Origin of the sequence: Sphingomonas sp. URHD0057, from assembly GCF_000620665.1 — a bacterium.
GTDB lineage: Bacteria > Pseudomonadota > Alphaproteobacteria > Sphingomonadales > Sphingomonadaceae > Sphingomicrobium.
The window spans coordinates 300,715-316,368 of the sequence record NZ_JIAU01000006.1 but is presented as its reverse complement, the minus strand read 5'-3'; the positions used below and the strand labels follow the sequence as shown (position 1 = coordinate 316,368).

11 protein-coding genes are annotated in these 15,654 nt (G+C 64.6%); 4 read left to right on the top strand and 7 right to left on the bottom strand.

Annotation, left to right across the window (positions count from 1 at the left end; genetic code table 11):
- Positions 1-57 precede the first annotated feature (57 nt).
- Positions 58-852, top strand: coding sequence for a thymidylate synthase (locus N539_RS0105520; RefSeq protein ID WP_028969457.1), 795 nt, complete (start codon positions 58-60; stop codon positions 850-852).
- A 1-nt stretch (position 853) separates the two neighbouring features.
- Here N539_RS0105520 and N539_RS0105515 read toward each other — a convergent pair whose 3' ends face one another.
- Positions 854-1,264, bottom strand: coding sequence for a hypothetical protein (locus N539_RS0105515; protein ID WP_028969456.1), 411 nt, complete (start codon positions 1,262-1,264; stop codon positions 854-856).
- A 98-nt stretch (positions 1,265-1,362) separates the two neighbouring features.
- On the opposite strand from N539_RS0105515, the gene N539_RS18405 reads away from it, so the two are divergent.
- Positions 1,363-1,506, top strand: a complete 144-nt coding sequence (locus N539_RS18405; RefSeq protein WP_156029776.1) for an entericidin EcnA/B family protein — start codon at positions 1,363-1,365, stop codon at positions 1,504-1,506.
- Positions 1,507-1,568: 62 nt separating this feature from the next.
- A complete protein-coding gene (locus N539_RS0105505; RefSeq protein ID WP_028969455.1) occupies positions 1,569-1,709 on the top strand; it encodes an entericidin EcnAB in 141 nt (46 codons plus the stop codon).
- 73 nt (positions 1,710-1,782) lie between these two features.
- On the opposite strand, the gene rpoC is transcribed toward N539_RS0105505, so the two are convergent.
- The 3 genes from rpoC to N539_RS0105490 all read right to left on the bottom strand — a co-directional run bounded on the left by rpoC (position 1,783) and on the right by N539_RS0105490 (position 11,058).
- Complete coding sequence (gene rpoC / locus N539_RS0105500) at positions 1,783-6,057, bottom strand: DNA-directed RNA polymerase subunit beta' (RefSeq protein WP_028969454.1); 4,275 nt, start codon at positions 6,055-6,057, stop codon at positions 1,783-1,785.
- A 52-nt stretch (positions 6,058-6,109) separates the two neighbouring features.
- Positions 6,110-10,279 carry a DNA-directed RNA polymerase subunit beta gene (gene rpoB / locus N539_RS0105495; protein ID WP_028969453.1) on the bottom strand — a complete coding sequence of 1,390 codons (4,170 nt, stop codon included), beginning with the start codon at positions 10,277-10,279 and terminating at the stop codon, positions 6,110-6,112.
- A gap of 245 nt (positions 10,280-10,524) precedes the next feature.
- Positions 10,525-11,058, bottom strand: a complete 534-nt coding sequence (locus N539_RS0105490; RefSeq protein WP_156029774.1) for a hypothetical protein — start codon at positions 11,056-11,058, stop codon at positions 10,525-10,527.
- Positions 11,059-11,280: 222 nt separating this feature from the next.
- Here N539_RS0105490 and N539_RS0105485 point away from each other — a divergent pair, with 222 nt between their 5' ends.
- Positions 11,281-13,176 (top strand): serine hydrolase domain-containing protein, encoded by a 1,896-nt coding sequence (locus N539_RS0105485; RefSeq protein ID WP_197018352.1) that lies wholly within the window; start codon positions 11,281-11,283, stop codon positions 13,174-13,176.
- Here N539_RS0105485 and N539_RS0105480 read toward each other — a convergent pair.
- The 3 genes from N539_RS0105480 to N539_RS0105470 are packed head-to-tail and all read right to left on the bottom strand — an operon-like array spanning position 13,146 to position 15,621.
- Positions 13,146-14,564, bottom strand: a complete 1,419-nt coding sequence (locus tag N539_RS0105480) for a pyridoxal phosphate-dependent decarboxylase family protein (protein ID WP_028969450.1) — start codon at positions 14,562-14,564, stop codon at positions 13,146-13,148. The genes N539_RS0105485 and N539_RS0105480 overlap by 31 nt on opposite strands.
- Positions 14,565-14,585: 21 nt before the next feature.
- Complete coding sequence (locus N539_RS0105475; protein WP_028969449.1) at positions 14,586-15,203, bottom strand: LysE family translocator; 618 nt, start codon at positions 15,201-15,203, stop codon at positions 14,586-14,588.
- 10 nt (positions 15,204-15,213) lie between these two features.
- The gene (locus tag N539_RS0105470) at positions 15,214-15,621 is read right to left on the bottom strand and encodes a VOC family protein (protein WP_028969448.1); all 408 of its coding nucleotides are present in this window, start codon (positions 15,619-15,621) and stop codon (positions 15,214-15,216) included.
- Between the last annotated feature and the right edge of the window lie 33 nt (positions 15,622-15,654).

Below are 15,654 nucleotides of genomic sequence, written 5' to 3'. Positions count from 1 at the left end.
AACGGAGCAACTGCGGCCCTTTTACTCCGAATTGGGTCTGACTAGTGTGTCCTCGCGATGCGCCAATATCTCGAGCTGATGCAGCGGATCCTCGACCAAGGGATTGCGCAGGAGGACCGCACCGGAACGGGCACCTTGTCATGGTTCGGCGCGCAAATGCGGTTTGACCTCGCCGACGGCTTCCCTCTGCTCACGACCAAGAAGCTGCATCTGCGTTCGATCATCGTCGAGCTGTTGTGGTTCCTGCGCGGCGACACGAACATCGCCTGGCTCAAGGACCGCAATGTTCGCATCTGGGACGAATGGGCGGACGAGAATGGGGATCTCGGACCGGTCTACGGCAAGCAATGGCGCGACTGGGAGACGGGAGATGGGCACCACGTCGACCAGATCGCCAACCTGGTCCAGCTGATCAAGCGCGATCCCTATTCGCGGCGCCAGATCGTCACCGCCTGGAACCCCGGCGAAATCGCCCGGATGGCACTCGCTCCGTGCCATTGTCTGTTCCAGACGCAAGTCGCCGCCGGCCGGCTCAATCTCCAGCTCTACCAGCGCAGCGCCGACCTGTTCCTGGGCGTGCCCTTCAATATCGCCTCATATGCGCTGCTGACGCACATGCTGGCCCGCGAATGCGGGCTCGAGCCCGGCGTGTTCGTGTGGACCGGCGGCGATTGCCACCTCTACTCGAACCATCTCGAGCAGGCGCGCTTGCAACTAACCCGCGAGTTCCGCCCGCTGCCGCGCCTGGTGATCAAGGACCGCGGGCAGGGCCTGTTCGATTACGAGGCTGAGGATTTCGTCGTCGAAAACTACGACCCGCATCCGCACATCGCGGCCCCGGTCGCGGTGTAGCTCAGTTCGCCGGGCGCACCGAGCTCACGAAAAAGGGCTGCACCCCGCATTGCTGGAGGAACGGCGCATAAGCCGCCCCGCTGAGCGCCGACCATTGCAGCGGCTGACCTTCCATCAGGAATTCCTCGGCGATCATGATCCGCTGATCGGTCTTGCCGGGCTGGTGAACGAGGATGGCGGTCCCGTTGAAGCTGCTCCCGATCGGCCATACCGGCATCAGATAGGACTTGGTCGCTTCGTCCCGGAACAGCAGGCAATTGCCTTCGTACAGCAAGCTTCCCGGCAGTGCCGCCGTGACGAATGCCTGATAAGGCGCGGTGGGGATTTCGAGGGGGCGCAGCGGATGGACTCCGGTCGTGCTGGTTGCACAGGCCGGAAGCAGCAACAGCAGTGACAGGATCGCCTTGCGCATCACACACTCCATCGCGCGAGGACAAAATAACGCTGGCGGAATGGACCCGTTCCTGTGCGTCCGCGTTAGTTTCAGCCGTCACGTAAAGGAGAACAACAATGTTCCAGAAGGTTCTGACTGTCGGCCTGATTGGCGCCGCGCTCGCGATGGCGGCGTGCAACACCGTTCGCGGCGCGGCTCGCGATGTCAACTCGGTCGCGAATTGCACCGAAAACGCGATCAACGGCACCAAGAGCTGTTAAGCCGCTAGACAAAATGCTTCCGCTAGCCATGATCGTTCCGTATCCAGAATGGAGGAACGATCATGGTTCGGAAGTTGGTGACGGTGCTCTTGATTGGCGGCTCTCTCGGGATCGCCGCCTGTAACACCGTCCGCGGCGCGGCGAGTGACGTCAATTCGGCCGCGACCTGCACGGAAAATGCGATGCACGGCGGCCGCTGCTGATCCGCTAGTCTAGCCAAAAAAGAACCCCGCCGGATCGCTCCGGCGGGGTTTTTGTTTGCGCTCTCTGCCGGAACTACTTCTGCAGATAGTCTCCGGCGTCGGCATCGAGACCGTGGCCGCTGGGCACGACCTCGCCGAGCGGATCATCACCGGTGCCGGTGTTGTCCCGCGGCGAACGCGCGTTCTCGGCCGCACGCAGCTCTTCCGCCGAGTCCGGCGCGATCAACGCTTCCTGCATCCGGCGCTGCGCTGCGCGCAGGGCCGTATCGCGGGACGAGGCGGCGACGCGCAGGCGGTTCATGCCGGCGCCGGTGCCGGCCGGGATGAGGCGTCCGACGATCACGTTCTCCTTGAGACCCTGAAGGTTGTCGACCTTGCCCTGGACGGCGGCTTCGGTGAGGACGCGCGTGGTCTCCTGGAACGAGGCCGCGGAGATGAAGCTGCGGGTCTGCAGGCTCGCCTTGGTGATGCCCAGGAGCACTGGCTTGCCTTCGGCCTTCTTCTGCTTCTTCTCTAGGGCGGAGTTGATCTCATCCATTTCCTCGCGATCGACCTGCTCGCCCGGCAGCAGCGTGGTGTCGCCGCTATCGGTGATCTCGACCTTCTGCAGCATCTGGCGAACGATCACTTCGATGTGCTTGTCGTTGATCTTCACGCCCTGCAGCCGATAGACCTCCTGGATCTCGCTCACGAGATATTCCGCGAGCGCGACAATCCCGAGCACTTCAAGGATGTCGTGCGGATCGGGTGAACCGCCGACAAGATTTTCGCCGCGCTTGATGTAATCGCCTTCCTGGACCTCGATCAGCTTCGACTTCGGCACCAGATACTCGACCGGCTCCGAACCGTCGTCGGGGACGATCGCGATCTTCCGCTTGGCCTTGTAGTCGCGCATGAAGGTGACCTTGCCGCTCACCTTGGCGATGATCGCATTCTCCTTGGGCTTGCGCGCCTCGAACAGCTCGGCAACGCGGGGCAGACCGCCGGTGATGTCGCGGGTACGCGCCGCTTCGCGCGGCATGCGCGCCAGCACTTCGCCGGCTTCGACGGACTGCCCGTCCTCGACCGCAACGATGGCTCCGGCTGCCAGGCGATAGACGCCTGCTTCCTTTGCCTTGGCGCCGGTCAGGGTGAGCCGCGGGTGCAGCGCCTCCTTCTTCGACTTGCTGCCCGTGTCGTCGGTAACCACGCGCTGCGTGATGCCGGTCGATTCGTCGACCACCTCAGTCATCGTCCGGTTCTCGATCAGGTCCTGGTACTTCACGGTACCGGCCTTTTCGGTGATCACCGGGCTGAACGACGGGTCCCACTCTGCGATGCGGTCGCCGCGGCTGACGATGTGTCCGCTCTCGCACAGCAGGTGCGCGCCGAACGGCACGCGGTGCGTCGACAGCTCGCGCCCGTCCATGTCGAGGATCGCGATCTCGCCCGAGCGCGACAGCGACAAATGCCGTCCGCGCGGGTCGACGATCGTCGGCATGTCACGAAACTCGATGGTGCCGTCGACCGGCGATTCGAGGTTCGACTGCTCGTTGAGCTGCGCGGCGCCGCCGATGTGGAAGGTCCGCATCGTCAGCTGGGTGCCCGGCTCGCCAATCGACTGGGCGGCGATCACGCCGACCGCCTCGCCGATGTTGACCGGCGTGCCGCGGGCGAGATCGCGCCCGTAGCACTTGGCGCAAACGCCCTGCTTGGAGGCGCAGACCAACGGCGAGCGGATCCTCACGCCCTGCAGACCGATCTCCTCGATCTTCAGGACCATCGCCTCGTCGAGCAAAGCCCCTTCGGGGATGATGACGTCGCTGGTCTTGGGATCGACGATGTCCTCGGCGGTGGTGCGGCCAAGCACGCGGTCGCCGAGCGACGCGATGGTCGCGCCGCCCTGGACGATTGCCCGCATCTCGAGCGCGCGGTCGGTACCGCAATCATCCTCGATGATCACCGCGTCCTGCGACACGTCGACGAGACGGCGGGTCAGGTAGCCCGAGTTCGCCGTCTTGAGCGCGGTGTCGGCAAGACCCTTGCGAGCACCGTGGGTAGAGTTGAAGTACTCAAGGACGGTCAGGCCCTCCTTGAAGTTCGAGATGATCGGCGTCTCGATGATCTCGCCCGACGGCTTGGCCATCAGGCCGCGCATGCCGGCGAGCTGCTTGATCTGTGCCTGGCTGCCACGGGCGCCGGAGTGCGCCATCATGTAGATCGAGTTGACCGGAGCTTCGCGGCCGTCGTCCTGCTTCGGAGTGGCCGAGATTTCCTTCATCATCGCGGTGGCGACCTGGTCGCCGCAACGCGACCAGGCGTCGATCACCTTGTTGTACTTTTCCTGCTGGGTGATCAGGCCGTCTTGGTACTGCTGCTCGTAATCCTTCACCAGCGCGCGCGTCTCTTCGACGAGCCCTTCCTTGGCGGCCGGGATGACCATGTCGTCCTTGCCGAAGGAAATGCCGGCGGCGAACGCGTGACGGAAGCCGAGCGCCATGATGGCGTCGGCGAACAGCACCGTCTCCTTTTGCCCCGTGTGGCGATAGACGATGTCGATGACGTCGCCGATTTCCTTCTTGGTCAGCAGCCGGTTGACGGTCTCAAACGGAACCTTGTGGCTCTTGGGTAGAGTCTCGGCGAGCAGCATGCGGCCCGCGGTCGTCTCGAACCGCTTCATTTCCTGTTCGCCCGCCTCATTGGTCTGGGGAACCCGACTGATGATTTTCGAATGCAGCGTGACTGCGCCGGCGGCGAGGGCCTGGTGGACCTCGGCCATGTCGGACAGCATCATCCCCTCGCCCGGTTCGCCCTCTTTCTCGATCGAGAGGTAATAGAGGCCCAGCACCATGTCCTGCGACGGCACGATGATCGGCTTGCCGTTGGCGGGCGAGAGGATGTTGTTGGTCGACATCATCAGCACGCGCGCTTCAAGCTGCGCTTCGAGGCTCAGCGGCACGTGGACCGCCATCTGATCGCCGTCGAAGTCCGCGTTGAACGCGGCGCAGACCAGCGGGTGAAGCTGGATCGCCTTGCCCTCGATCAGCACCGGCTCGAACGCCTGGATGCCGAGGCGGTGGAGCGTCGGCGCGCGGTTCAGGAGCACCGGATGCTCGCGGATCACCTCATCGAGGATGTCCCAGACTTCCTTGCGCTCCTTCTCGACCCACTTCTTCGCCTGCTTCAGCGTCATGCTGAGGCCCTTGGCGTCGAGGCGCGAGTAGATGAACGGCTTGAACAGCTCTAGGGCCATTTTCTTGGGCAGGCCGCACTGGTGGAGCTTCAGCTCCGGACCGGTGACGATGACCGAGCGGCCGGAATAGTCGACGCGCTTGCCGAGCAGGTTCTGGCGGAATCGGCCCTGCTTGCCCTTGAGCATGTCGGACAGCGACTTCAGAGGTCGCTTGTTGGCGCCGGTGATGGTGCGGCCGCGGCGGCCGTTGTCGAACAAGGCGTCGACCGCTTCCTGGAGCATGCGCTTTTCGTTGCGGACGATGATGTCCGGCGCGCGCAGCTCCATCAGCCGCTTCAGGCGGTTGTTGCGGTTGATGACGCGGCGATAGAGGTCGTTGAGGTCCGACGTCGCGAAGCGGCCGCCGTCCAGCGGCACCAGCGGGCGCAACTCGGGCGGAATGACCGGGACGACTTCCAGGATCATCCACTCGGGCCGATTGCCGGACTCGAGGAAGCTCTCGACGACCTTGAGGCGCTTGATGATTTTCTTGGGCTTCAGCTCCGACTTGGTCTCCGCCAGCTCCTTGAGCAGAATTTCCTTCTCACCCGCCAGGTCGAGGTCCATCAGCATGTGCTTGACGGCCTCGGCGCCGATCCCGGCGGAGAAGGCGTCTTCGCCATATTCGTCCTGCGCGGCGAGTAGCTCATCCTCGGTCAGCAGCTGGTACTTCTCGAGCGCGGTCAGGCCCGGCTCGATCACCACGTAGCTCTCGAAATAGAGCACGCGCTCGAGCTGCTTGAGCTGCATGTCGAGCAGCAGGCCGATGCGGCTCGGCAGGCTCTTCAGGAACCAGATGTGGGCGACTGGGGCGGCGAGCTCGATATGGCCCATGCGCTCGCGGCGGACCTTGGAGACGGTCACCTCGACGCCGCACTTCTCGCACACGATGCCCTTGTACTTCATGCGCTTGTACTTGCCGCACAGGCACTCATAATCCTTGATCGGGCCGAAGATGCGCGCGCAGAACAGGCCGTCACGCTCGGGCTTGAACGTGCGGTAGTTGATCGTTTCCGGCTTCTTGATCTCGCCGAAGGACCAGCTGCGGATCTTGTCCGGTGACGCAATCCCGATGCGGATCTCGTCGAAGGTCTCAGGCTTGGCGATCGGGTTTGCGAAGTTCGTCAGTTCGTTCATTTTTAGCTCCTGACCCCTCCCGCTTGGGGGAGGGGTTGGGTTGATCCTTGTATTATTCGGCGGCGAGGGCGGGCTGCTCGGCGTCCGGGTCCGCGATGCTGTCCAGCTCGACGTTGAGGCCGAGCGAGCGCATTTCCTTGACCAGCACGTTGAAGCTCTCGGGAATGCCCGCTTCGAAGGTGTCGTCGCCCTTGACGATCGCTTCGTAGACCTTGGTCCGGCCGATGACGTCGTCGGACTTGACCGTCAGCATCTCCTGCAGCGTGTAGGCGGCGCCGTACGCTTGCAGCGCCCACACCTCCATCTCGCCGAAGCGCTGGCCGCCGAACTGCGCCTTGCCGCCCAGCGGCTGCTGGGTGACCAGGCTGTACGGGCCGATCGAGCGGGCGTGGATCTTGTCGTCCACGAGGTGGTGGAGCTTCAGCATGTAGATGTAGCCCACGGTCACCTTGCGATCGAACGGGTTGCCGGTGCGGCCGTCGAACAGGACGACCTGGCCCGACGTGTCGAGCCCCGCCTTCTCCAGCATCGCGCTGACATCGGGCTCGCGCGCGCCGTCGAACACCGGAGTGCCCATCGGAACGCCGGCGGTGAGGTTCGACGCGAGGTCGATGATTGCTTCATCGTCCCGAGCGTCGAGTTCCTTGACGTAGCCGTCGCCGTAGATGTCCTTCAGCTTCGCGCGGATCGCCTTGACGTCCTTGCCGCCGATATCCTTGCCGCGCTCGTGCATGCCGTCGAGCATTTCCTGGATCTGGCGACCCAGGCCGCGCGACGCCCAGCCGAGGTGTGTTTCGAAGATCTGGCCGACGTTCATCCGGCTCGGCACGCCGAGCGGATTGAGGACGATGTCCGCATGAGTTCCGTCCTCGAGGAACGGCATGTCCTCGATCGGCAGGATGCGGCTGATCACGCCCTTGTTGCCGTGGCGCCCGGCCATCTTGTCGCCCGGCTGAAGCTTGCGCTTCACCGCGACGAACACCTTGACCATCTTGAGCACGCCCGGCGGCAGCTCATCGCCACGCTCAAGCTTCTCGACCCGGTCCTCGAAGCGCCGGTTGATGACCGCGATCGCCTCGTCGTACTGGCCCTTGAGCGCCTCGATGTTGGACTGACGCTTGTCGTCCTTGACGGCGATCTTCCACCAGTCGTGACGCTCGGCGGCCTCGATCGTCGCATCGTCGAGGGTCGAGCCCTTCTTGATGCCCTTGGGCGCCGCGGTCGCGACCTGCTTCAGCAGCATTTCCTTCAAACGCGAGAAGGTCGCGCGATTAAGGATTCCGCGCTCGTCGTCGGCGTCCTTCTTGAGCCGCTCCTTCTCCTCGGTCTGAATGGCCCGCGTACGGTCATCGATGTCGATGCCGTGGCGGTTGAACACGCGCACCTCGACGACCGTGCCCTCCACGCCCGGCGGCAGGCGCAGCGACGTGTCGCGCACGTCCGAGGCCTTTTCGCCGAAGATGGCGCGGAGGAGCTTCTCCTCCGGAGTCATCGGGCTTTCGCCCTTCGGCGTGATCTTGCCGCACAGGATGTCGCCCGGCTCGACCTCGGCACCGATGTAGACGATGCCCGCCTCGTCGAGGTTGCGCAGCGCTTCCTCGCCGACGTTGGGAATGTCGCGGGTGATGTCCTCGGGCCCGAGCTTGGTGTCGCGGGCCATGACCTCGAACTCTTCGATGTGGATCGAGGTGAAGACGTCGTCCTTGACGATCCGCTCAGAGATCAGGATCGAGTCCTCGTAGTTGTAGCCGTTCCACGGCATGAACGCGACGAGCACGTTCCGGCCGAGCGCTAGCTCGCCATATTCGGTCGACGGGCCGTCCGCGATCGTCTCGCCGGCTTCGACCGTGTCACCGACCTTCACCAGCGGGCGCTGATTGATGCAGGTGTTTTGGTTCGAGCGCTGGAACTTCATCAGCGTATAGATGTCGACGCCGGATTCGCCGGGCTTCAGGTCGCCGGTGGCACGAACGACGATGCGCGCGGCGTCGACCTGATCGACAATGCCGGTGCGGCGGGCGGCGATGGCGGCGCCGGAATCGCGCGCGACCGTCTCCTCCATGCCGGTGCCGACCAGCGGCGCTTCCGCCTGCAGCAGCGGCACTGCCTGACGCTGCATGTTCGAGCCCATCAGGGCGCGGTTGGCGTCATCGTTCTCGAGGAACGGAATGAGCGAGGCGGCGACCGACACCAGCTGCTTGGGGCTGACGTCCATCAGCGTGATCTGCTCGCGCGGGGCGATCAGGAACTCGCCGTTACGGCGGGCCGAGATGATCTCCTCGGCGAACGTGAAGGTCTTGGTAAGCTCGGCGTTCGCCTGGGCGATCGTGTGCTTCGCTTCTTCCATCGCCGAGAGATAGACGACGTCCGTGGTCACCTTGCCATCGACGACCTTGCGGTAGGGCGTCTCGATGAAACCGTACTTGTTGACGCGGCTGAAGCTCGCAAGGCTGTTGATGAGGCCGATGTTCGGGCCTTCCGGCGTCTCGATCGGACAAATCCGGCCATAGTGGGTCGGGTGGACGTCGCGGACCTCGAAACCCGCGCGCTCGCGGGTCAGGCCGCCGGGCCCGAGCGCCGAAACGCGACGCTTGTGGGTCACTTCCGACAGCGGGTTGGTCTGGTCCATGAACTGCGACAGCTGCGAGGAGCCGAAGAACTCGCGGACCGCGGCGACCGCCGGCTTGGCGTTGATCAGATCGTTCGGCATCACGGTCGACACGTCGACGCTCGACATGCGCTCCTTAACCGCGCGCTCCATGCGCAGCAGCCCGACGCGATACTGGTTCTCAAGCAGCTCGCCGACCGAGCGGACGCGGCGGTTGGCGAGATTGTCGATGTCGTCGATCTCACCCTTGCCGTCCTTGAGGTTCACCAGCTCCTGGACGACCGCGAGGATGTCTTCCTTGCGCAGGGTCGTGACGGTGTCCTCGGCATCGAGGCCAAGGCGCATGTTGAGCTTGACGCGGCCGACCGCCGAAAGATCGTAGCGCTCGGGGTCGAAGAAGAGGCCGTAAAACAGGGCATCGGCGGTCTCGCGCGTCGGCGGCTCGCCGGGGCGCATGACGCGGTAGATGTCGGCCAGCGCGCTGTCGCCGTCCTCGCTCTTGTCGGCCTTGAGCGTGTTGCGGATCCACGGGCCGGTGTTGACGTAGTCGATGTCGAGCAGCTCGAGCTTGTTGGTCTTGGCGTCGTCGAGCTTGGCCAGGTTCTCCGGCGTCACCTCGTCGCCGGCCTCGATATAAATCTCGCCGGTCTTTTCGTTGATGAGGTCGTACGCCGAGTAGCGCCCGAAGATTTCCTCGGTCGGGATGAGAACGTTCTTGACCCCGTCCTTGCCTGCCTGGTTGGCGCGGCGCGGAGTGATCTTCTCGCCCAGCTTGAAGATGATCTCGCCGCTGTCGGCATCGACCACTTCGTGCATCGGCTTCTGGCCGCGCCAGGCTTCGGCGCTGTACGGGATCTGCCAGCCGTTCTTGCCGCGCGTGTAGGTTACGCGCTTGTAGAAGGTGTTGAGGATCTCCTCGCTCGGCATGCCGAGGGCGTGAAGCAACGCGGTCACCGGCAGCTTGCGCTTGCGGTCGATGCGGACGTTGACGATGTCCTTGGCGTCGAACTCGAAGTCGAGCCAGCTGCCGCGGTACGGGATGACCCGCGCGGCGAACAAATATTTGCCCGAAGAATGGGTCTTGCCGCGGTCATGGTCGAATAGGACGCCCGGCGAGCGGTGCATCTGGCTGACGATGACGCGCTCGGTGCCGTTGATGATGAAGGTGCCGTTCATGGTCATGAGCGGCATGTCGCCCATGTATACGTCCTGCTCCTTGATATCGATGACCGACTTGGCCTCGGTCTCTGGGTCGATCTCGAAGGTGGTCAGGCGCAGCGTGACGCGCATCGGCGCGGCATAGGTGAGGCCGCGCTGGCGGCACTCGTCGGTGTCGTACTTGGGATGCTCCAGCTCGTAATGGTCGAAATCGAGGTGCGCCGTTCCGGCGAAATCGACGATCGGGAATACCGAGCGAAGGGTCTTCTCGAGGCCCGACACATAGCCGGTCGCGGGGTCCGAGCGGAGGAACTGCTCGTAGCTCTCGCGCTGAACCTCGATGAGGTTCGGCATCTCGGAGATTTCGTGGATGTTGCCGAAGATCTTGCGGATTCGCCGAGCGGCGGCAGTGTGGGTTTGCCGCTTGGCCGGTGCCTCGATCGCTTTGGTCGCCATGGTGTTCCCTGCGCTGCGCGGGGACGCACCTGTGGCGCCCCGCAAATGGTCCTCGGCCACGGCCGAGAGTTGTCGTGGAGCGCTGCCTCCCGATTTTCCTCTCCAATGCGTGGAGCCCGTGCGCCGGTTCGGGCCCTGTCCCGGAGAGGACGGGAAAAGCCCCGGCGCGCACGTCACCGTGCGGCGGAGCCGTCTATTTGTTGGATTGGGCCGATATAGTGGTTATTGCCGGCCTTGCAAGAGGATCAGCAGACCGAAATGTCAGTCGCCTGGATGGCGCCCCGGGACTTGGCGATCCGTTCAGCGCCAGAGGCCGAACGTTCGACCTCCACGTTCACGCAATTCCCTGGCCTTGCGGCGAGCGCCGCGTCGGCCGTTGCCGGAAGCGTAATCGACTTGCGACGAGCGGCGTTCGTCAGGGTGATGGAGCTGCCGTGGCCATTGATGGTCATCCACGGCTCTTTGGCGACCGTTGCCGGCCCATTTCCGAAGGCGTTGATCGCGTAGAGACCGCGAGACGTCTCTCCTCCCGCGTAGAACGCAAAGGCCATGACCCCGATCACGATCAGCCGGCGAGCGAGGCGGGACGGCAAGTCACCTGCCAGCATATACGCCGCGTAAAAGGCAATTGCGGCACAGATCAGCATCGTGATCCCGATGAATCCGCCGGACGGAGGCGTCAGCAACATCTGGCTCGCGCTGTGCATTGCCACCAGCAGCGCTGCCAGCGTCGCCAGCACCACCAACGGGATGCCGTAGCGCAAAGTCGCCTGGTTCATCGAAAGTCCCCTATCAACCCCGACGTCGAACCTAGCTCGCATCGCGAAATCCTCAAGCGCTGCGAACATCCGGGCGAGCAGAACCAGTTGCGGTTGCTTGGGAAATGCCGCAGCCTTCTCGCCACTTGGGGGCGATTCGTCATGAAAGCAGCCGGTCTATTTCTCGCGTCCTGCGCCTTTGCCTTGGTCCCGCTGTCGCCATCATTTGCCACTGAGCCGCCGGTGGCGGCAGCTCCGGCCCCGAAGACGACCTTCACGATGCCGCCGGCGTGGCAACAGGCGCATCCCTCGGGGGACGTGACCGTTTTGACGGCGCCCGAAAGCAACTTCGCGATCGCCCTCGTCGAGGTCGGCCCCGCGGCCGATGGAAAGGCGGCCGCTGACGCGGCCTGGAAGGCCTATAGGCCGCAGGGCATTCATCCCTTCAAGCTGGCGACCGAGCGGCCTGGCCGCAACGGTTGGGAACAATCGACCGTCATCGACTATGAAACGTCTCCCAACGAGCATCTGGCGATCTCGAGCGTTGCCCGGCGCTTCGGCAAGTCGTGGACGGTGGCGATCATCGACGGCAGCGAGGCAACGTCCGAGAAGCGTGCGGCGGCGGTCAACCTCGTGCTCCAGAGCATGCGTCCAGCCGGGTACCAGAGGGAGATGTTCACCGGCCGCACGGCGCATCCGCTCGACGAGGCGCGCGTTGCCCAGTTGATCGACTTTGTCCGGTCCGCGGCGACTGGCCTTAAAGTGCCCGGCGTCGGCCTGGCGCTGATCGATCACGGCAAAATCGTTTACGAAGGCGGGGTCGGCGTCCGCGAGATCGGCAAGCCCGAGCCGATCGATGCGCATACGAAGTTCATGATCGCATCGAACACCAAGAGCATGGCAACGCTCCTGCTCGCGAAGCTAGTCGACGAGGGCAAACTTCGCTGGGACGAGCCGGTGATCCAGGTTTACCCGCAATTCCGGCTTGGCAGCGACCAGACGACGCGCAGCGTCCTCATCAAGCACCTGGTCTGCGCGTGCACCGGATTGCCGCGCAAGGATTTTGAGATGGTGTTCAACACCACCCGCAACACGCCGGCGTCGGAGACGTTCAAGATCCTGGCCGGGACCGAGCCGACCAGCGGCTTCGGCGAGACGTTCCAGTACAACAATCTGATGGCGTCGGCGGCCGGCTACATTGGTGCGCATCTCCTCCACCCTGACCTGGAGCTTGGTCGCGCGTTCGATCAATCCATGCAGGAAGTGATCTTCGACCCCCTCGGCATGCACGACACGACGCTGTCGATGGAGGAGGGGCAGAAAGGCGATCACGCGAGCCCGCACAGCAATGACGTTCACGGCAATGTCGCGGTCACCTCACAAGACGTGAACTATGCGTTCCTGCCGTTCCGTCCGGCCGGGGGCGCATGGTCGAGCCCGCATGACATGATCCTCTACATCGAGAACGAGTTGAGCGAGGGCAGGCTTGCCAATGGCAAAGCGATGATGTCGCCGGCCAACCTCCTCGCCCGTCGCGAACGCACGGTGCCGATCGGTGAGGACCAATATTACGGCATGGGGCTGATGGAGGATTCGACGTGGGGCGTGCCGGTGATCCATCACGGCGGTGACCTCGAGGGCTACCACAGCGACATGTACGCCATTCCTTCGGCGCAGGTCGGCGCGGTTCTGCTCACCAATGCGGACAATGGGCCGGCGATGCGGCGGCCGTTCATGCGCCGCCTTCTGGAATTGCTCTACGACGGCAAGCCCGAAGCCGTCGCGGACGTCGACGCTCAGGTGAAGCGCACCGACGCCGAAGAAGCGCAATGGCGAAGCAAGCTCGTCAATCCGGTCCCGGCGCCGATCGCGTCGGGTCTTGCCCAATCCTACCGCAACGCCGACCTCGGCACGCTCACCGTGACGCGGAAAGGCGACGCGGTGCGGCTGATCGCGCCGGCCTGGTCGGGCGACGTCGCTGTTCGCCACAATGACGACAAGACCGAATCCCTGGTGACGATCGAGCCGGGCTTCCAGGACCTCGACTTCGTGGTCGGCAAGGATGCGGCGGGCAAGCGCACTTTAACGACGCGCGATGGGCAGCATGTCTATGTCTTCACCGAGCTTCCGGCGTCCTGACGCGCCCAGCAATCTTCGAAGGCCGACATGGCGATATCGATGTCGCGGTCGGTCGTGCTCCAATTGACCATCGCCAGGCGGACGCAGGGCGTGCCGCGAAGGTTGCCGGGCGTGACGAACACGCGCCCGTCGTCGCGGATCCGGTCGAGAAATGCACCGGTCTCGTCCGCGCTTGCTCCTTCGCCATCTGGCCGAACGAGCTGGAAAGCGACGACGTTGTAGCGCACCGGCGCAAGCAGGCGGAACCCGTCGGCCGCCGCAATCCGCTCGCCCAGCGCCGCGGCAAGGCCGCAGCAGCGCTCGACGATCGCGCGATATCCGCCGGCGCCATAGGCGCGCAGACTGATCCAGGCGGGAAGGGCGCGTAGCCGGCGCGAATTCTGCGGGCTCAGGTGGATCAGATGCTGCGGGTCGAGGCGTGGCGGCGCCTGATAGCTCGAGACATTCTTGAACATCTCGATCTGCGGCTCGAGCGCACGGGCGAAGACGAAGCCGCTGTCGAACGGCACGTTCAGGAACTTGTGTCCGTCCGAGGCGACCGTGTCGCCGCGCTCCATCCCCTCGACGAGGTGCCGATGCGCCGGCGAGCAAGCCGCGAAGGCGCCGAACGCGCCGTCGACGTGGAGATGCGCGCCGAACCGCTCGGCGAGGTCGGCCAGCGCGCCGATGTCGTCGAAATCCCCGGTCAGGACGGTGCCGGCATTGGCAACGATGATCAGCGCGGCATCCCGATGGGCCTGCAGGACCTCGGCCATGGCGCGCGGATCGACCGCCTCGCGCCCGTCGAGACGCGGCACTTGCGTAACCGCGTCGCGTCCAAGCCCGAGCATGGCGGCCGATTTGGCGATGCTCGAATGACTCTCGCCGGTAACGATCCGCACCTCACCCAGCGCAGCGACGCCATGCTGGCTGGCATCGATGCCACGCCTCGCGCCGAGGCGCTGCAGTGCGATCCCGAGCCCGACATGGTTCGCCATCGTCCCGCCGGTGACGAACACGCCGTGGAATGTTTCGGGCAGGCCGAACAGCGTGCGCAACATGCCGAGCGTTTCATATTCGATGAACGCCGCCGCGCCGTCGCCGTTGAGCTGCGCATTCTGGTCGATCGCCGAGGCGAGCCAGTCGCCGGCGAGCGCGGCGGGAGTGACGCCGCCGTTGACGAAGCCCCAGTAACGCGGGCCCGGGCTCCCCGAGAATTCATCGCCGTACCGCGCGATCAGTTCGTCGATCGCCGCGAGCGCGCCGGTTCCGGCGGCGGGAAGGCCGAGCGGGTCCCGGGACCGTGGATTCGTCGCCGCCCGAGATTCTCCCAGCGCCGCGAGGTGGGAGAGCGAGTAGCGTTGGACCCGGTCCAATGCCGGGCCAACTTCATCATCCAGCGGATCCATCGTCCCTCCCGGTCAGAGCGTTCAGCGGTTGGAGCCGATCGCAACCGACGCGCCAACCCCTACCAGCGCCAGCCCCGAAGCGACCTGCGGCATTCGCGACGGGCGGCGGAAAGCGATGCGCCTCGCGTTCGCCGCCAGCGCGACATAAGCGGCAAGCACCGGGACCTCGACCAACCATTCGGTGGCCGCAAGCAGCAGGATCGTCCCGACGAACGATGCCGAGCGGTAATCGACGAACTGGGGCAGGATCGCCGAATAATAGAGAATCGCCTTCGGGTTCGCGAGCTGGTTGCTGACGCCCTGCCAGATAGGGTGCGTCCAGGGCTTCGGCACGGCCGCGTCCGGCGCGTTGCGCCACGCGTCGCGCAGCGCCCGCAGGCCGACGAACAGCAGGTACGCGGCGCCGGCATATTTGATCGCCAGGAACAGCCGCTCGGAGCGGAGCACGATCGCCCCGAGGCCGAAGGCGGACAATCCCATATAGACCATGTTGCCGAGCATGATCCCGACCACCACCGCCATCCCGCTGGCGAAACCGCGGGCGGCGCCGCGGCTCGAGGCGAGGATCACCGCCGGACCGGGAGTGATCGAGAAGAGGAACAGGATCAGCGCGTAAGCGAACCACAGCTGCAATGACATGGGCGTCCCTTCATTGGCGTGGCGCGGGCGACTTCAGCTCGTTGAACTCCAGCACATTTCCGTCGGGATCGCGAATGAAGCAGGTCATCCGCCGGTCCCAATCGACGGGGCCTTCGGTCACCGCGACCTCTTCGCGCGCGGCCCAGGCGAGGAGGTCGTCGAGCCGATCGACGATGAACGCGGCGTGCGTGTAGCCGGGCAGCTTGACCGGCTCGTCGAGCAACACGTTGTGCGCCATGGACTGAGCGACCCCGTTGAAGATGAGGTTGATGCGCGTTCCATCCGCCGCGAGAATTTCCGCTGCCCGCTCATTGCTGAACTCGGGGTCGAGCGTGAAGCCGAGCTTGGCATAAAACTCCAGCGCGCGCTGGCGGTCGCTGACACGGATGCCGACATGATCGTAGCCCTGAATTTGCATCGCTCCGAACTGCCTCGACCCGGGCGTCGCGGA